The following is an 18,062-nucleotide window of genomic DNA, read 5'->3' as shown; positions in this document are numbered from 1 at the left end:
CGTCAGCCACCCGCCGCTTTCTTCACTGCGCCCAGCACTTCCATCGGCAGCGGAAAGACAATCGTCGAACTTCTGTCACCGGCGATCTGCGTGAGCGTCTGCAGATAGCGCAACTGGATTGCCTCGGGCTGCTGGGCCAGCATGCGTGCGGCTTCGAGCAGCTTTTCCGACGCCTGCAGCTCGCCTTCTGCGTGGATGACCTTGGCGCGCCGCTCGCGCTCGGCCTCGGCCTGGCGTGCGATGGCGCGGATCATCGATTCGTTGAGGTCAACGTGCTTGATCTCCACGTTCGCGATCTTGATGCCCCAAGGGTCGGTCTGGATGTCGAGCACCTTCTGGATGTCGAGATTGAGCTTTTCGCGCTCGGCCAGCATTTCGTCCAGTTCGTGCTTGCCGAGGATGGCGCGCAGCGTCGTCTGCGCAAGCTGACTCGTCGCCTCCAGGAAGTTGGCCACCTGGATGATGGCGCGCTCCGGATCGACCACACGGAAATACACCACTGCATTGACCTTGACCGATACGTTGTCGTGCGAGATCACATCCTGCGGCGGCACATCCATCACCACCGTGCGCAAGTCCACGCGCACCATTTGCTGGATGGCCGGCACGATGAGCACCAGCCCCGGCCCCTTCACGCGCCAGAAGCGGCCGAGCAGGAACACCACGCCGCGCTCGTATTCGCGCAGCACCCGAAACGACGAGATGACCAGCAGCACGGCCAGGAAGATCAGGCCGCCTGCGCTGAAGAAGCCGTAGAGCATTTTTCTTCTCCTTATGAAGACGCGGCAAGGGGGGCGACGGGTTCGACCATCAGTGTCAGCCCATGCCGGGCGATCACACGCACCTGATCACCACGCGCAATGCCACCTTCGCAGCGAACGCGCCAGCGCTCGCCATGGACGCGTGCCCAGCCGTCGCTATCGGCATCGGCATCCGGTGTATCGACGTCCAGCACTTCGCCTGTCATGCCGATGAGCGTATCGCCGCCGCTCACGATCGGCCGCCGTCGTGCACGCACCGCCAGGCTGGAGATCGCTAGAACAACGGTCAGGCTCACGAAGGCCAGTCCGATGATGAGCGGCAGCGGCACGCCAAAGCCCGGCGTTTGCGTGTCGATCAGCATCACCGCGCCCAGCACGAACGCAACGATGCCGCCCACGCCGAGTGCGCCGAACGTCGGCAGGAATGCTTCAGCAACCATGCAACCGAGGCCGAGCGCGATGAGGGCAAGGCCCGCGTAGTTGATCGGCAGCATCTGCAGCCCGTAGAGCGCCACCACGATGCACACTGCGCCGAGGATGCCGGGCACAACCATGCCCGGCGTCGAGAACTCGAAGATCAATGCATACACGCCCACCGTCAGCAACAACAGCGCCAGGCTTGGGTCGGTAATGACGCCGAGAAAGTGGTTGCGCCAGTCGGGCTCCAGCGTGACGATCGTGGCGTCCGCCGTATGCAGCGTGAGCACGCCGGCGGACGTGCGCACCGCGCGGCCGTCGACTTGCTTGAGCAGATCAGGAAGGCTTGCCGCCACAAGGTCGATCACGTGCTGGTTGGCGGCTTCGGGCGCGTCGAGGCTCACGGCTTCACGCACGGCGCGCTCGGCCCATTCCGCATTGCGACCGCGCAGTTGCGCCAGGCCACGGATGTACGCCGCCGCGTCGTGCATCTGCTTGCGGGCGAGGGTGTCTTCGTTGCTGGAAGAGGCGGCAGGCGCGCTGGCCGGTTTGGCGCCGGGGCTGGGAGCGTGACCGCCCATGCCGATCGCCACGGGCGACGCCGCACCCAGGTTCGTGGCGGGCGCCATCGCGGCAACGTGGCATGCATAGAGGATGTAGGTGCCCGCGCTCGCTGCCCGCGCGCCACCGGGGGCCACGTAGCCTGCCACCGGCACGGGCGACGCAAGGATGGCCTGAATGATCTGGCGCATCGACGCATCGAGGCCGCCGGGCGTGTCCATCTGCAGCACAACAAGCTGCGCACCTTGATCGCGCGCCTGTTGCAGGCCGCGGATCACGTAGGCTGCGCTGGCGGGCCCGATGGCACCGGTGATCGGCAACACCACGACCGGCGCGGCTGCCACGGCAAGGCTGGTCCAGGCCGCGGCGATGACCGCTGCCAACCATCCTATCCAACGCCGCATCCGCAACGACGGTCGCATTCGCGCCTCCGTCCGTGATTGCCGCGGTTGTTGCCTGTTCGGACCTGCGGCACGGTCCCGATATCCGCTTTCAGTTTAGGCGGCAATGGCCTCGCGCGCGGGTGCGCTTGGCGCTGGTTGCGGCTCGCTCAGCACCTGAACCAGCGCCTGTAGAGCAGGCCCTGCCATATCGCGATGCCAGGCAAGCAGCGTATCGACACGGCCCGGCTTTTCCAGCGCGTGGATGCTGATTTCCGGCGCGTTCGTGTACAGCTCGAGCACCGAGCGCGGCACCAGCGCCACGCCAATGCCTGCCGCCGCGCACGCGATGATGGCGTGGTACGAGCCAAGCTCCAGCACGCGCGACGGCGCCACGCCGTCTGCTGCAAACCAGTCTTCGATCAATTGCCGATAAGCGCAGCCGGGTTCGAACGCGAGCAGGCCCGTGGTCTGCACGTCCGTAGCGCGACGGATCGGCGGATGGGCGCGGTGCGCAATCAGCACCAGCTCTTCCGCAAAGGCCGGCAGCGTCGTCATGGCGGCGCGCGTGTTGTTCAGGCACGCCGTTTCGGCAACGAACGCGCAATCGACCTCAAAATTCGATAGCGCCTGAAGAGAGTGGCGCGTGGTCATCGTCACCAGTTCGAGCTGCACGCGCGGCCAGCGCTGATGCAGCGTGGCCAGCAGGGCCGGAAGCCGGCTGGCTGCTGTGCTTTCCATTGAGGCAATGCGCAGGCGCCCGTGCGGCTCGCTCGGCTGCACAGCCTGGCGCGCTTCGGCGGCGAGGCGGAGGATGTCGTCGGCGTAGGTCAGCAAGGTCTGCCCGGCGGGCGTGAGCACCATGCGCTTGCTCTCGCGCACGAACAGTTGCACGCCCAGCGAGGTCTCGAGTTGGCGGATGCGCGTCGTCACATTCGACTGCACGCGATTCAGCTGCTGGGCCGCCCGCGTGACGCCGCCTTCGCGCACGACCGTCCGAAAGATCTCCAGCGAGGACAGATCCATGATGTATCTCAAATGCTAATGGGTTTGTTCAATATAATTCATTTTTCAGGATGGACGGCCTTGCGTACGATGAAGTGCCGATTTCCTCATCCGAGCCCTTCCATGGAGCACACGCTGCCGTCTACCTCTGCCTTGTCCGCCGCGCGTTCCCAGCGGGCCACCGCCTGGCGCGTGGCGATTGCGGGCATGGTGGCGCTGTCCGTGGCGATGGGCATCGGCCGCTTCGCCTTCACGCCGATCCTGCCGATGATGCTCCACGACGGCAGCCTGACGTTGGCGCAGGGCAGTTGGCTGGCAACCGGCAACTACCTGGGCTATTTCGTTGGCGCGCTGGCCTGCATGGCCGTGCGCGGCGACGCAGCGCGCCTCATCCGCATCGGGCTGGTTGCGACGGTGCTGCTGACTGCCGGAATGGGCGTCCTGCAAGGGCAGCCTGCGTGGCTTCTGCTGCGCTTTGCGGCCGGCATGGCCAGCGCGCTGGTGTTTGTCTTTACGGCGGGCTGGTGCCTTCATCGGCTGACCGAGCTGGGCCATGCGGCGCTCGGCGGCATCATTTTCTGCGGGCCGGGCCTTGGCATCGCCATTCCGGGCTTGGCGGCCAGCGGCATGGTGACGCTGGGTTGGCACGCAACGTCGGCATGGATGGCGTTTGGCGTGCTGTCGGCGCTGCTCTCGGCGGCCGTGTGGTCGACCATCCGGCCTGAAGCGCATGCGCATGCGCATGCCGCTCCGGCGCCGGCTCCATCCGGCACGGCACCCGGGCTGGATGCGCCTACCAGCGCGCTGACGATTGCCTACGGCCTGGCGGGCTTCGGCTACATCATCACCGCCACGTTCCTGCCCGTGATCGCGCGCAAGGTGCTGCCGGCGGGTTCGGTCTGGCCCGATCTGTTCTGGCCGATGTTCGGTGCGGGGGTAGCGCTCGGGGCGTTCCTTTCCACACGGATCAGCCTGGCGCGCGACAACCGATCGCTGCTGGCCACGGCCTACGCCATGCAAGCGGTTGCCGTGACCATCAGCATCGTCTGGCCGACGGTGGCGGGGCTGGCGCTTTCCAGCACGCTGCTCGGCCTGCCGTTCACGGCGATCACGCTGTTCGCCATGCGCGAGGCGCGCCGGCTCTGGCCGCATGCCGCGCCACGTCTGATGGGGCTCATGACGGCCGTGTACGGCATCGGCCAGATCGCGGGCCCGCCGCTGGCGAACCGGCTGTTTGCGGCTACGGGGGGCTTCAATGCATCGCTGGCCGTGGCAGCGGTGTCGCTCGTGGCGGGTGTGGCGACCTTTCTTGCGGTCAAGCGGGCGGCCCCGGCGCGTGCGTGATGCGCGGCATGTGAAGGCGCGTACAACGCGCTCGGCGCACCCGTTCTAGAATGCCTCCTCCATTGGAGGAGCCCCATGTCTTTTGCCCTGCGCCCCGATGCCGTTGTGCCCGGTGGTGAGATCAGCCAGGCCGAGCGCGCGGTGCGCGTCGATCTTGCCGCCGCGTATCGCCTGGCCGCGCTCAACGGCTGGGATGATCTTGTCTACACCCATCTGTCGGCCACCGTGCCGGGCGAGCCCGATCACTTCCTGATCAACGCGTTCGGCCTCGCGTTCGACGAGATCACCGCATCCAACCTGGTCAAGATCAATGGCCGCGGCCAGCTTGTTGGCGATTGGCCCGATGCGGCTGCGCGTCCGTCCGTCAACGTGACGGGCTTTGCGTTGCACGCTGCAGTGCATGCCGCGCGGCCTGACGCGCAGTGCGTGATTCATCTGCATAACACGGCGGGCATTGCTGTGTCGGCGCAGAAGCGCGGGCTGCTGCCGCTGTCACAGCATGCGCTGCGGTTTCACCAGCGCATCGCCTATCACGATTACGAAGGCCTTGCCTTTACGCAGGAAGAGGGCGCGCGCCTGACCGCGTCGCTCGGCCATCATTTCGCCATGCTGCTGCGCAATCACGGCACGCTCACCATCGGCCGCACCGTGGCCGAGGCGCACGTGCTGATGGCCACGCTCATCAAGGCATGCGAGATCCAGATTCAGGCGCTCGCTGGCGGCGACGTCGTCTCGCCCGCGCCGCAAGTGGCTGATCATGCGGCAGAACAGCTCGAAGATGGCGGCGCCGTTGAAGGCCTGATCGAGTGGCCGGCGCTGTTGCGCAAACTGGATAAAATCGACGCTTCATACCGTGACTGAGGCGACTGACACATCTGCCGCGACTGTCAAAGCGATTGACTAAATAGGAGACCCCATGCCGACTTTCCACATCGAGATGTTCGAGGGCCGCAGCGTTGAGCAGAAGCGCAAGCTCGTCGAAGAGGTGACGCGCGTCACCTGTGAATCGCTGGGCTGTGCGCCGGCTGCCGTCGACATCATCATCACCGACATCAAGCGCGAAAACTGGGCCACCGGCGGCGTGCTGTGGTCCGAACAGAAGTAACCCGTCCTCTTCCACTCCCATTTGCCGGTCCGCCATGCAGCCCATGCAGCATTTCGCCTCAGACAACTACGCGGGCTTCTGCCCGGAGTCGCTGAAGTACTTCCTGGAGGCCAACGGCAGCGGCCACGAGCCGGCCTATGGCGATGATTCCTGGACGCAGCGCGTGTGCGACCGCATCCGCGATCTGTTCGAGACCGACTGTGAAGTCTTCTTCGTCTTCAACGGCACGGCGGCCAATTCGCTTGCGCTGTCGTCGCTGTGCCAGTCGTATCACTCCGTGATCTGCCACGAGCTGGCGCACATCGAAACGGACGAATGCGGCGGCCCGGAGTTCTTCTCCAACGGCTCCAAGCTGCTGACCGCCAAAGGCGAGAATGGCAAGCTCACGCCGGACGCGGTCGAAGCGCTGGTCACGCGGCGCACCGATATCCACTACCCGAAACCGAAGGTCGTTTCGCTGACGCAGTCCACGGAAGTCGGCACGGTGTACACGGTGGACGAAGTGCGCGCGATTGCCGCGATTGCCAAGCGCCGGCAGCTGCGCGTGCACATGGACGGCGCGCGCTTTGCGAATGCGGTGGCGTCGCTCGGTGTGCATCCGTCCGAGATCACCTGGCGCGCCGGCGTGGATGTGCTGTGCTTTGGCGGCACGAAGAACGGTCTGCCGGTCGGCGAGGCCGTGGTCTTTTTCGATCGCCGCCTGGCGGAAGACTTCGCCTATCGCGTGAAGCAGGCCGGGCAGCTTGCGTCGAAGATGCGCTTCATCTCGGCGCCGTGGCTGGGTTTGCTCGAGAACGATGTGTGGCTGCGCAACGCGCGTCACGGCAACGCGATGGCGCAGCTGCTGCACGCGCGCATTGCCGACGTGCCGGGCGTGCGCATCATGTTCCCGACCGAGTCGAACGCCGTGTTCGCCGAGCTGCCGCTGCCCGCCATCGAGACGCTGCGCGCGCGCGGCTGGCGCTTCTATACGTTCATTGGTGCGGGCGGCTGCCGCCTGATGTGCTCGTGGGACGTGCAGCCCGAGACGGTGGAAGCCTTTGCCGCCGATATTCGCGCAGCCTGCGCGCAGGCCGTTTAATCGATCTGACTGCCATGAGTTTCGACTATCGCTTCTGTCCGCAATGCGCCACGCCGCTTGTTGAGCAGCACAATGCTGGCCGCCTGCGTATCGCGTGCCCGGCGCAGGACTGCGGCTTCGTGCACTGGAACAATCCGTTGCCCGTCCTGGCGGCGGTTGTCGAATATCGCGGGCAGATGTTCTTGGCACGCAATGCGCTGTGGCCCGAGGGCATGTTCGCGCTCGTCACGGGCTTTCTCGAACGCGACGAGACGCCCGAAGAGGGCATCGCGCGCGAGCTGAAGGAAGAGACGAACCTCGACGCACAATCGATCTCGCTGATTGGCGTATATGAGTTCATTCGCAAGAACGAACTCATCATTGCGTACCACGTGATCGCCGATGGCGAGATCGCGTTGTCGGAAGAACTGGTTGAATACCGCCTGAAGCCGTTTGAGAAAGTCCGTCCTTGGACGGCCGGCACCGGCTATGCCGTCGCAGATTTCCTGACCGCGCGCGGCCTGCCTGTCAGCTACATCGACATCCGTACCGGCGAACCGGCCGATCCGCCGCCGCGCCAATGGCAACCCACACGGCTCGTTACAATCCCGGAATGACTGATGCGAGCGGCGCTGCGCCGCTTGCCCGTACCACTGAGGAAGACATGGATTTTCAGAAGGAAATCGACGCGCGGGGCCTGAATTGCCCGCTGCCCATCCTGCGCACGAAGAAGGCGCTTGCCGACATGCAAAGCGGCGACGTGCTCAAGATTCTTGCCACCGACCCCGGCGCCACGCGGGACTTCCAGGCATTTGCCAAGCAGACCGGCAACGAGCTGCTGGAGCACAGCGAGCAGGACAAGGTGTTCACGTTCTACATGCGTCGCCGCTGATCCGGCAGCGCGCTCAATGACAACGGGGCGATCCGGTTTGGCCGGATCGCCCCGTTGTCATTTGGCGCGAATCGTTTCGCGAATTCGTGTGCCTTACTTGCGTGCTTCCATCGCCATGCGCAGCGCCAGGCTGGTCAGCACGGTGCCCATCAGGTAGCGCTGCACCGACAACCAGCTCGGTTTGCGCGAGAGGAACGCAGCGATGCTGCCGGCCGTCGCGGCGATCATCGAATTGACGGTCACGCTGACGCAGATTTGTGTGACGCCCAGGCAGACCGACTGCACCAGAACGCTGCCGTGCGCCGGCTCGATGAACTGCGGCAGCAGCGACAGATACAGCACCGCCACTTTCGGGTTGAGCATGCTCGTCAGCAAGCCCATCGTGTACAGCTTGCGCGGGCTGTCTACCGGCAACTCGCGTACCTGGAACGGTGCCCGGCCCCCAGGCCGCACCGCCTGCCAGGCTAGATACAGCAGGTAGATCGCCCCACCAAAGCGCAACGCATCGTAGGCAAACGGCACAGCCATCAGCAGGGCGGTGATGCCGAATGCGGCGCACAGCATGTAGAAGACGAAGCCCGTGGCGATGCCCGCCAGCGACACCAGCCCGGCGTTCCGCCCTTGGCAGATCGAACGCGAGATCAGGTAGATCATGTTCGGGCCCGGCGTCAGCACCATGCCGAGCGCAACGAGGGCAAAGGTCAGCAGGTTGGTGAGCGTGGGCATGGCGGAATCGCTGTCGGCGACGAGGATGAGGAGTCTGCAGGCTAGCACCGGCTTTGCTCTGGCCGACAGGTACAGAAATCCATAAATTCCCGCAATTCTGTATCGGTCCCGCGTTGCAAACCACAGGCGGCGCATGTTTCATTTTTTGATGAGCGTAGCCGACAGGGCAGGGGCGGCTTAGAGAATGCTGAACGATCGGTGACCACGTGCCATGCATGCGTCATCGGCGTTGTTGAAGGTATGCCGAACCCCTTTCATCCCCCCCATCCCTCGTTCCCATGCGCCTGCATTTCCTCCTTCCCGCCGTGCTATTCATGGCGTTGCCCGCTCATGCCGAGTTGCTCATCAGCGAGTACGTCGAAGGCAGCTCAAACAACAAAGCCATCGAAATCTACAACCCGGACGGCACCGAGGCCGATCTGTCGGTCTACAAGATCCAGCAGTACAACAATGGCGGCTCTGCGCCTACCGCGTCGTTTGCGCTCTCCGGCAAGCTCGCACCGGGTTCTGTCCATGTGATGGCCCATAGCACGCTGGCAAGCGCGCTCGGCAGCCGCGTCAACCAGACTGCGGCGTTCTCGTTCAACGGCGACGACGCGCTCACGCTGACACGCTCCGGCGTCGTTGTTGATCGCATCGGCCAGGTCGGCTATCAGCCGTCATCCGGCTTTTGGGGCACAGCAATCGCCGGCACGAAGGACCACACGCTGCGCCGCAAAGGCACGGTGAAGACGGGCGACACGAACATCACGGCGGCCTTCGATCCATCTCTGCAATGGGATGCGTTCAACATCGACGACTTTTCCGACCTTGGCCTATACAACGGCCAGGGCACCGTCACGCCTCCGCCGGCCGTTGCGACGTGCGGCGCGCCGGCAACGCACCTGGCGGATGTGCAGGGTGCCGGCGCGACTTCGCCGCTGGCTGGCCAAAACGTCGAGATCGAAGCCGTCGTGACAGCCGACTACAGCGGCAGCAACGGTTTCAACGGCTTCTTCGTGCAACAACCCGATGTACAGCGCCGCCGGTTGCCGGGCGTGTCGGAAGGGCTGTTCGTCTACGCACCCGGCGTCACTGCCCGCGCTGGTGATCTCGTCCACCTCGTCGGCAAGATCGAGGAGAAGTACGGTCAGACGCAACTGACGCTGGCCGCCGGCGGCATCGCAAGCTGCGCCAGCGGCAACAGCGTGACGCCGGTCGATGTGACATTGCCAGTGGCCGATGCCAAAGCGCTGTCGGCGTATGAAGGGATGCTTGTGCGCCTGCCGCAGACGCTGACGGTGAGCGAAACGTACGAGCTTGGGCGCTATGGCAGCATCCTGCTCAGCAATGGTCGCCTGCCATTGCCGACAAACGTGGCGCCGCCCGCGAATGGCGCGGCGGCGCAGGCCGCGGCCAATGCGCTGAACCGTATCGTGCTCGACGACGGCTCCAACCAGCAGAATCCTGGCACCGTGCGCTACCCGGCGCCGGGCTTGTCGGCGGCCAACCCCTTGCGGGCCGGCTATGCCGTGAGCGATGTGCAAGGCGTGCTGGAAAGGCGCTACAACGCCTGGCGCCTGCAGCCCGTGCTTGGCGCCGCGGCACCGGCTTTCAACGCTGCCACGAACCCGCGCGCTGGCGCACCTGCACGCCACGCGCAGGCCGATGTGCGCGTGGCCTCGTTCAACGTGCTGAATTACTTCAACGGCGACGGCAAAGGCGCTGGCTTCGACGATCGGACCAACCGAGGGGCAAAAAACCAGGTCGAGTTCGAGCGCCAAGAGGCCAAGATCGTCGCCGCCATCCGCGCGATCAACGCCGACGTGGTCGGCCTGATGGAAATCGAGAACGACGGCTACGGCGACCTCAGCGCCATTCGTCGTTTGACGAGCCAGCTCGGCGCCGATTGGCGCTACGTCGATCCCGGCGTGCCGAAGCTCGGCGGCGATGCGATCACGGTGGCGATCCTCTACAACAGCCGCACCGTGGAGCCGGTCGGCGTGCCGGCCACGCTGGCCATTGACGACAAGAACCGCCAGCCGCTGGCGCGCAGCTTTCGACGCATCGGCGGCACGCAGAACGTCACCGTGGTGGTCAATCACTTGAAGTCGAAGGGCTGCTCCGGCGCGACCGGCAAGGATGCCGACCAAGGCGATGGCCAGAGTTGCTGGAACCCCACCCGCGTCCGCGCTGCCGGCCTGATCGCCGACTGGCTGGCGACCTCGCCGACCGGCGTGGCGGATGTCGGCAAGCTCCTCATCGGTGACCTCAACAGCTATGCCAAGGAAGATCCCGTCGTGCTGCTTGCCGAAAAGGGCTATGCCGACATGGTGGCGAAGTTCGTCGGCAAGGATGCATACAGCTACGTCTATGGCGGCGAAGCCGGCTACATCGACCATGCGCTCGCCACCTCCGGCTTGGCCGAGCGGGTGCGCGCCGTGCATGAGTGGCACATCAACGCCGATGAGCCGATTGCGCTGGAATACTCGTTCGCCTACAAGAGCACCGAGCAGCAACAAACGTTCTACGCACCGGACGCGTATCGCTCGTCGGACCATGACCCGGTGTTGGTGGACCTCGCGCTGGATGCGCAAACCACTGGCGGCGGCACGAGTCCGGAAAGCGAGGCGGCGGTGGGTGGGGCCACGGGCAGTGCAGGGGTTGGGGGTGCCGGTGCGGTGGACCCGATCCTCGGGCTCGCGCTGGCCGCCGCTGCGGTAGCCCTGGCGCGGCGTTGTGCGTGTCGGTCTTGATCGTCCGCGCTCTTCCTCGGGCGACGCGCGCCAGTTCCGTCACCAGTCGAATCGCATCCGTGCCCCTTGCTGGCCGCTCGACGCCACCCTAATGCGCTTTTCGGCCCCTCCCGGTCTGGACTGAATTAAGCTTGTCAACGGGCACAATTCGCAACATTGCACCTGCGACGTGCCGGTGCAATCAATTCGGATATGGCGAGTGGGGGTGATGTGAGCAAAGTAGCGGCGACGGTGCGCGCGCTGGTCTTGAGCGTATGGCTCGGCTTGATGTCCGGGGGCAGCAATGCGGCCGCAACTTCGCTGTTCACGCCGGAAGAACATGCGTGGATTGCCGCGCATCCGGTGGTGCGTACCTGTGTCAACGCGCAATGGCGCCCATTCGAGTTTGTTGAAGCCGGCAAAGTGGTGGGTATCGTCCCGTCGTTCCTCGACGCGGTTTCGGAGTTGAGCGGGTTGCGCTTCGAATATGTCGACGGCGCGTGCTGGAAAGGCTCCATCGGAGCGTTGAAGTCCGGCACGATCGACATGTTGCCTGACTGGGGCAAGAACTACGACACGGCACCTTACCGAGACGGTTTCATTGCGAGTACGCCGTACTACGTCGGCACCATCGCAATCGTCACGGCCGAGCGTGAAAACCTGTTTGCCGGTTTCCCCCAGTTGGCGGGCAAGCGCATCGCCATCAAGGGCGGCGGCGGTCTCGAACTCGCTATTCGTCACGGGGGCGTGCCGGTAACGTTGCTGACGTTCCAGAATGAGTCCGATGCGCTGGAGGCCGTCGCAAATGACGAGGCAGACGCCGCCCTCGGGACAGACGCGTCAATCGTTCCGCAGTTGAATCGCCAGTTCAAGGGCCGACTTTTTCTCTCGGGCAGCATTTGGGACCGTCCATATGCGCTGACGATGGTTACGCGCGAGGACAGCGCCGTGCTGGCGTCGATTCTCGATAAGTCGCTGACTGCCATTCCCGCGTCAGACGCCGATGCCATCCGGCACCGATGGCAAGAAACGACGGATTACGGCGCCCCGTCGCTCGCATCGATCCTGCATTACCGCTGGCGGCAGGTCGCCCTTGTAGGCGGCGTTGTGCTGGCCTTCGCGGCGCTGGCATACGTGCTATGGCGTGCGCGCGTTGCTGCCGTCCGCAGTGAGCAGGACAAGGCGATGTTCCTGGCGTTCATCAGCCACGAAATCCGTACGCCGATGCACACCATCCTTGCGTCGCTGGAACTGCTGCAGCGCTCGCAACTGACCGGCGAGCAGGCAAGCCGCGCGAATGCAGCGGTCTCGGCATCGGAAACGCTCCTGGCGCTGCTCGACGATGTTCTCGAATACTCGCGCCTTGAATCGCGCAGCGTGACACTTTCGCTTCAGCCCACCGAGATTGGGCCGTGGGCCGAGCAGACGCTCGGCATGGTGCGTTGGCGATCGGAAGAGAAGAAGCTGGCGCTTTCCCTCGATCTTGCGTGCGCGCCGGATTTCAGCGTTGGCATCGACGCCATGCGCGTGCGGCAGATCGTTCTGAACCTGTTGGTGAATGCAATCAAGTTCACCGCGGCGGGCAAGGTGGTTCTGCGCGTCGATTACCTGCCGCGCAAGCGCCGTGGCACCGGCACGCTCGTACTCGAGGTCAGGGACACGGGCATGGGCATTCCTCCGGAGCGCCAGCGGAACATCTTCGAGCCGTACGCGCGTGTGGAAAGCCCGGGCAATCGCGGCGCCAGCGGCAGTGGGCTGGGCTTGTCGATCTGCCGCGAGCTGGTCGACTTGATGAAGGGCGTGATCACGGTCAGTAGCAGCCCCGAGGTCGGCACGGTATTCACCGTCATGTTGCCGGTGCGCGAACCGCACGCGGAATCCGCATCGCAAGGGGCTGCCCCGGAATCGTCGACTGCCGAGCAAGCGATATCACCGCGTCGGCCGCACAAGTCGCTGATGCCGGAATCGAAGGGCGGCCCGAATATTCTTGTCGTTGATGATCACGAGGCGGTGCAGCATGCGATCCAGCATCAGCTTGATGCGCTGGCTTGCCGCTCGGCCATCGCTGGCACCGGCGAGGCCGCGCTCGAACAGTTTGCGTCGACCGCGTTTGACATGGTGCTGCTCGACTGCAATCTGCCGGGCATCGACGGCTATACCGTTGCGCAACGCATCCGTGAAATCGAACACCAGCGCGGCGGCGAGCGGACGCCCATTGTGGCCATTTCGGCTGCGGCTGATGATGCGCATCGCATGCGCTGTTTTGGCGCAGGCATGGACGGCGTTCTCGGCAAGCCGCTGCGGCTGGCCGCCTTGCGTGAGCTGATCGAGCTTTGGTGTGGCCATGGCGATACCGGCTCGCACGCGGCGTCGGCAGAGCACGACGCGGCGCCGACGGTGGACGTGCATGCAATTTATCGCCAGACCATGAAGACCGACCTTGAGATGCTGACCCACGGCGTCACAGATCGGAATGTCGAACAGGCACGTCGAGCGGCGCATCGAATTTCCGGTGCTGCTGCCGTGGTGGAAGATCTGCCGACCCGCAGTCTGGCGAGCGAGCTCGAGCGGCATCTTTCGGAGTCGTCCGGCGAGATCACTGCCGACATTCAGGCGCTTGTCGCGGAACTCCAATCCTTGCACGGGGCTGGCACAGCCGACGCCTGATCCGCCCTTTAGGTGCGAGTCTCACTCTTCCTTGCATATGTGCTGTCCGCCTCTCCTGCGGTAGCGCGGGCCTTGTGCCGCCCAAATATCACTACCGCGTCGGCCCGGTAAGTTAAGCCGCTCCTTTCAGGGCTGGAAAGCCCCCTGTACGTAAATGGCGCGACGGGGCAGCGTGGAAACAAATGCATCAATCTTGCCCACTTTTCAGAGCAGTCTGATATGGCGTGAGCGTCTCGCTTGGAATACTTGCGCCTGCCTTCTTCGATAGGCATTTGTTCTCGACCAAGTTCAGGCACCTCCGTGCTGTGGTCTCAATCAAAGGGTAAGTCAATGAAAGCAAAACTGTTCCTGGCGGGCGTAGCCATGTCTGCTCTGTCTTCCGTCGCAATGGCTCAGACAGCCACCAAGGTGGACGGCACCATCAACTTCGAAGGCAAGATCACGAGCGATACCTGCAAGGTCTCGTCGGTCACGGGCGATGCTGGCGCCATTAACGTCAGCATGGGCACCGTCGCTTCGGACGATATCGGCACCGTTGCGGCGCCGAAGAACCTGAAGGAAGGTTCTGGCTCGGCCAATATTGACGTGGTGTGTAAGAAGGGCGCCAAGGTCAGCATGAAGTTTGCCGGCAAGGCCGCTGAACTGAGCGCTGACAAGAAGACGCTGCGCGTGAACAACGGCAACACCTCTGCAGGCTTCGCCCAAGGCGTGGGTATTGCCGTGTACGAAGGCACGGGCGCAACTGCCAACGCCTTCGACCTGAGCAATGGCGACCTGCTCGCACAAACCGAAGTGCCGGCAGAAGGCGGCTCGGTCAACGTGCGCTTTGCTGCTGCATATGTGGCTGCGGACGCCACCAAGGTGAAGCCTGGTATCGCCAACGCGAGCCTGCCGTTCACGCTGAGCTACGAGTAAGCCAAGTGCCAGCCGCTCCGGCTGGCTTCAATCGGCAGCGGAACGTGTCCGCTGCCGCCTCTTCTTCAAGGCAATTCCGGATATGAAAGCAAAACGATACGCCGTTGGCGCGGCGTTGGCGTGCGCGTTGGTTGCGTCCGCGAGTCACGCCAGCATTTCACTCAGCACCACGCGCGTCATCTTCGATGGGAAGAACAAGGAGAGTTCGGTGGTCGTCAGCAACGATGGTTCAGACGCGTTGCTTCAGGCGTGGCTGGATCCCTTGGACGACATGGCCGACGTTCAACTCCCGTTCGCCATTACGCCGCCATTGGCGAAGGTTGGGGCCAAGCAGCAGCAACTTCTGCGCGTGTTGTACGAAGGCATCGGCATGCCGACGGATCGCGAATCGGCCTTTTGGCTAAACGTGCAGGAAATCCCGCAGACCGCCAAAGAGGAGAACGTTCTGCAATTGGCTGTTCGTCAACGCATCAAGGTGTTCTACCGGCCCACTGGCCTGGCTGGCGATCCGGTCAAGGCACCTACACATTTGCAATGGCAGTTGAACCAGAACGCCGGCAAAGGGTTGTTGCGCTTGACCAATTCGAGCCCATATCACGTGACCGTGGTTGACGCCAAGCTGCGCGTCGGTAACGCCGATGAGTCGGTTGTTGACGCCAAGATGGTCGCGCCCGGCGCCACTTTGACATTGCCCGTGAAGCTGACGGCCGGCAGCACCAGCGCTCCTGAGCTGCGCTACGAAGTCATCAATGACTACGGCGGTCGCGAAAGTTACCGCGTCACCTTGCACGGCAGTCAGCCGAGCACGCCGGTCCCTGCCGGCAATTGATCGACCGCGTCGATCGAGTCGATCCGGCCCGTTTGGGCTAGATCAGCCCGCGCCCCTTTGTAGCGGAGCTTGCCTATGTGACACCCCCGATTCTCAGAGCCAACAGCGAGCATTGCGATGTCTAAACGCCCGACCACCAAACCACTCTCAAAAAAGATTGATGGAAATGCGACCGCTGCTCGCCCCAGGGCTACTCCGCTTTACCTGGCTTTGTGTCTGGCGATGTTTAACAGCGCGCGCGCTGCGGAGGGGGAAACGCTTGTCGCGCAGGTTGATCACTCACTCCTCGCGTTCAATACCGGCTTCCTGCACGGTCAGGGGCGCCCGGCAGACCTCAGCGCCGTGCTGTCTTCGGGCAACAGCGTGCCGCCGGGCACATATCGCGTCGAGGTGCAGGTCAATGGCAATCTCGTGGGGCGGCGCGACATCAATTTCCACCAGGAGGGCGGCAACGGTAAGGTTCGTCCATGCCTGACTGCGCAAATGCTTCAGGACTTTGGCGTCAACCTGACTGCCATCACGCCACCGCTCGATATCAACAGCCAAGCGTGCCTAGATTTGGCCCAGTTGATGGACCAAGCGGCCGCCGATTTCGATTCCGGTCGGCTGCAGCTGAAACTAAGCATTCCGCAGGCCTTTCTGTCGCGGGCAGCTCGTGGTTACGTGGATCCTGCCCTGTGGGATGAAGGCGTCACTGCTGGCTACATGAATTACCAGTTCAGCGGCAACTACGGCCACAGTCGCCTTGGCAATGACAGCAGTAGCTATTACCTAGGCCTGCAGAATGGAGTGAACATCGGCCGTTGGCGTCTGCGCAATGAATCGTCGCTGACCGGCAGCAATAGCGGCCAGACACGCTTCAAGAGCAATCGCACGCTGGTGCAGCGCGACGTCGATGCCATCAAGGGACAACTGACGCTGGGTGAGCAATATTCCGACGCGACGTTGTTCGACAGTGTGCGTTTCCGCGGGGTGCAAGTCGGCTCTGACGACGCGATGCTGCCCGATAGCGAGCGGGGGTATGCGCCTGTCATTCGGGGGCAGGCCGCGACCAATGCCGTGGTGGAAGTGCGCCAGAGCGGCTACGTGCTGTACCGCGCCAACGTGCCGCCCGGTCCGTTCCAACTGACCGATATTTTTCCGTCTGGCTCCAACGGTGATCTGGAAATTACGGTCATCGAAGCAGATGGTACGAAGCACGTCACGCATCAGGCGTTTTCCAGCCTGCCGCTCATGCTGCGAAAGGGCCGGCTGAAGTACAGCTTCGTGGCCGGCAAGTACGACGGTGACCAGAACACCTCGCCCAATCTGGTGAGTGGTTCTCTAGTCTACGGCCTGACAGACAACAGCACCGTGGCGGGCGGTTTCCAAGCCTCGCGCGACTTTCAGGCCGTCAACGTTGGTGTGGGGACGAATACACCCGTTGGCGCGCTCTCGGTTGACCTTACGCAGTCCAGCAGCCGCGCCGAGGGTAAGCGCGATACCGGGCAGAGTGTGCGCATCTTGTATGCCAAGACCTTTACCCGCACCAATACCAACTTCACGCTGGCGGCATATCGCTATTCGACGTCGGGCTACAGGACATTCAACGACCACGTCAATGATCTGGGCAACACGGGCGTTCAATCCGGCCGCAGCCGCTCGCGCGTTGACTTGACGACCAGTCAGGACTTGGGCGGCGTGGATCGCAGGTACGGAAGCGTTTACCTGAACGTCAGCCAGCAGACCTACTGGAACCAACCTGGGTCCAGCCGCAGTATCAGTGTCGGCTATGGCAACAACTGGAAGCAACTGAGTTACAACCTGAGTTTGAGTCAGACTCGGGACACGCGCTTTGGCGGCAGTGGCAACAACACCCAGGTCATGCTGACGATGTCGATCCCGCTGGGTGGCAAGGCCCGGTCGCCGCGTGCCTACACCAACGTGAGCAACGACAGCAACGGTGGCACCAATGTCCAGAGTGGCCTGAGCGGTTACGTGAGCGACAACACGTCGTATGCCATGCAAGCCGGCTACACCAGCCGAGGGCGCGGGGCTACGGGCGGTGCAAGCATTACGCACGATGCAGATGCAGGCCAGCTTTCGGTCAACGTCAACGTCGGACGCGATTACCAATCGACCAGCGTGGGCGCCACGGGCGCCGTGGTGGTGCATCGCGGTGGCGTGAACGTCAGCCGCACGGTGGGCGACACCTTTGCACTGATGAAGATGGAAGGCGTGAAAGGTGCCGATGTGCGAACCGACGGCGGCACGCCTGTCGGCCGTAACGGCTATGCGGTCGTGACCTACGCCCAGCCGTACCGCTTGAACGCCTTGCGCCCGGACACCCATAACCTGGGTGCAGATGTGGAGCTGGAAGACACCATCAAGCAGGTTGTGCCGCGCCGTGGCGCCATCGTGCAGGCAACTTTCAAGGGCTACAGCGGCCAGCGTGTGCAGTTCACGCTGGAGCAGGCCGGGGGCAAACCGGTGCCGTTCGGAGCCAGCGTTGAAGACGCGCAAACGGGCAAGCAACTGGGGATTGCAGACCCCAGCGGCAAGGCGTTTGTGCTGCTCAATCAGGAGCAAGGGACGTTGGCGGTCAAATGGAAGGAAGGGCAGTGCCAAGCGCCCTATGCGCTACCGAAGGCCGAGGCAGGGCGGAACTATCAGCGGCAGACGTTGCGTTGCCGGTAAGTGAGCAGTT

General features: G+C 63.7%; 15 protein-coding genes. 11 read left to right on the top strand and 4 right to left on the bottom strand.

Going from position 1 to position 18,062, the window contains the following annotated elements; translation table 11 throughout:
* Positions 1–2 precede the first annotated feature (2 nt).
* The 3 genes from NG898_RS15395 to NG898_RS15385 form a co-directional block, all read right to left on the bottom strand.
* A complete protein-coding gene (locus tag NG898_RS15395) occupies positions 3–761 on the bottom strand; it encodes a slipin family protein (protein WP_252693201.1) in 759 nt (252 codons plus the stop codon).
* 11 nt (positions 762–772) lie between these two features.
* Positions 773–2,161: an NfeD family protein gene (locus tag NG898_RS15390; protein ID WP_252693199.1), complete on the bottom strand. Its 1,389-nt coding sequence runs from the start codon at positions 2,159–2,161 to the stop codon at positions 773–775.
* Positions 2,162–2,236: 75 nt separating this feature from the next.
* Complete coding sequence (locus tag NG898_RS15385; protein ID WP_252693197.1) at positions 2,237–3,145, bottom strand: LysR family transcriptional regulator; 909 nt, start codon at positions 3,143–3,145, stop codon at positions 2,237–2,239.
* Positions 3,146–3,247: 102 nt separating this feature from the next.
* Here NG898_RS15385 and NG898_RS15380 point away from each other — a divergent pair, with 102 nt between their 5' ends.
* The 6 genes from NG898_RS15380 to NG898_RS15355 all read left to right on the top strand — a co-directional run bounded on the left by NG898_RS15380 (position 3,248) and on the right by NG898_RS15355 (position 7,525).
* Positions 3,248–4,468, top strand: coding sequence for a YbfB/YjiJ family MFS transporter (locus NG898_RS15380; RefSeq protein WP_252693195.1), 1,221 nt, complete (start codon positions 3,248–3,250; stop codon positions 4,466–4,468).
* A gap of 75 nt (positions 4,469–4,543) precedes the next feature.
* Positions 4,544–5,329: a class II aldolase/adducin family protein gene (locus NG898_RS15375; RefSeq protein ID WP_252693193.1), complete on the top strand. Its 786-nt coding sequence runs from the start codon at positions 4,544–4,546 to the stop codon at positions 5,327–5,329.
* A gap of 55 nt (positions 5,330–5,384) precedes the next feature.
* Positions 5,385–5,573: a 4-oxalocrotonate tautomerase gene (locus tag NG898_RS15370; RefSeq protein WP_147218136.1), complete on the top strand. Its 189-nt coding sequence runs from the start codon at positions 5,385–5,387 to the stop codon at positions 5,571–5,573.
* Between the two features lie 43 nt (positions 5,574–5,616).
* A complete protein-coding gene (locus tag NG898_RS15365; RefSeq protein ID WP_252693455.1) occupies positions 5,617–6,654 on the top strand; it encodes a threonine aldolase family protein in 1,038 nt (345 codons plus the stop codon).
* Positions 6,655–6,668: 14 nt separating this feature from the next.
* Positions 6,669–7,250, top strand: coding sequence for an NUDIX hydrolase (locus NG898_RS15360; protein WP_252693191.1), 582 nt, complete (start codon positions 6,669–6,671; stop codon positions 7,248–7,250).
* A gap of 47 nt (positions 7,251–7,297) precedes the next feature.
* On the top strand, positions 7,298–7,525 hold the full coding sequence (locus NG898_RS15355; RefSeq protein WP_252693454.1) for a sulfurtransferase TusA family protein: 228 nt from the start codon (positions 7,298–7,300) through the stop codon (positions 7,523–7,525).
* Between the two features lie 93 nt (positions 7,526–7,618).
* Here the strand turns inward: NG898_RS15355 and NG898_RS15350 are convergent, their stop codons facing one another.
* Positions 7,619–8,251 (bottom strand): LysE family translocator, encoded by a 633-nt coding sequence (locus NG898_RS15350; protein ID WP_252693189.1) that lies wholly within the window; start codon positions 8,249–8,251, stop codon positions 7,619–7,621.
* A 278-nt stretch (positions 8,252–8,529) separates the two neighbouring features.
* Here NG898_RS15350 and NG898_RS15345 point away from each other — a divergent pair, with 278 nt between their 5' ends.
* From NG898_RS15345 to NG898_RS15325, 5 genes are all read left to right on the top strand, one after another.
* Positions 8,530–10,986 (top strand): ExeM/NucH family extracellular endonuclease, encoded by a 2,457-nt coding sequence (locus NG898_RS15345; RefSeq protein ID WP_252693187.1) that lies wholly within the window; start codon positions 8,530–8,532, stop codon positions 10,984–10,986.
* Positions 10,987–11,178: 192 nt separating this feature from the next.
* Positions 11,179–13,632 carry an ATP-binding protein gene (locus tag NG898_RS15340; protein ID WP_289813030.1) on the top strand — a complete coding sequence of 818 codons (2,454 nt, stop codon included), beginning with the start codon at positions 11,179–11,181 and terminating at the stop codon, positions 13,630–13,632.
* A 330-nt stretch (positions 13,633–13,962) separates the two neighbouring features.
* On the top strand, positions 13,963–14,547 hold the full coding sequence (locus NG898_RS15335) for a fimbrial protein (protein ID WP_252693186.1): 585 nt from the start codon (positions 13,963–13,965) through the stop codon (positions 14,545–14,547).
* Positions 14,548–14,629: 82 nt separating this feature from the next.
* Positions 14,630–15,376, top strand: coding sequence for a fimbrial biogenesis chaperone (locus tag NG898_RS15330; RefSeq protein ID WP_252693184.1), 747 nt, complete (start codon positions 14,630–14,632; stop codon positions 15,374–15,376).
* Between the two features lie 222 nt (positions 15,377–15,598).
* Entirely contained in the window at positions 15,599–18,052 is a 2,454-nt protein-coding gene (locus NG898_RS15325; RefSeq protein WP_252693182.1) for a fimbria/pilus outer membrane usher protein, read from the top strand.
* Positions 18,053–18,062: the final 10 nt, after the last annotated feature.

The sequence above is a fragment of the Ralstonia mojiangensis genome (genome assembly GCF_023955645.1).
Lineage (GTDB): Bacteria > Pseudomonadota > Gammaproteobacteria > Burkholderiales > Burkholderiaceae > Ralstonia > Ralstonia mojiangensis.
Note: the sequence above shows the minus strand (reverse complement) of the source record. Positions and strands in the feature narration are given on the sequence as shown.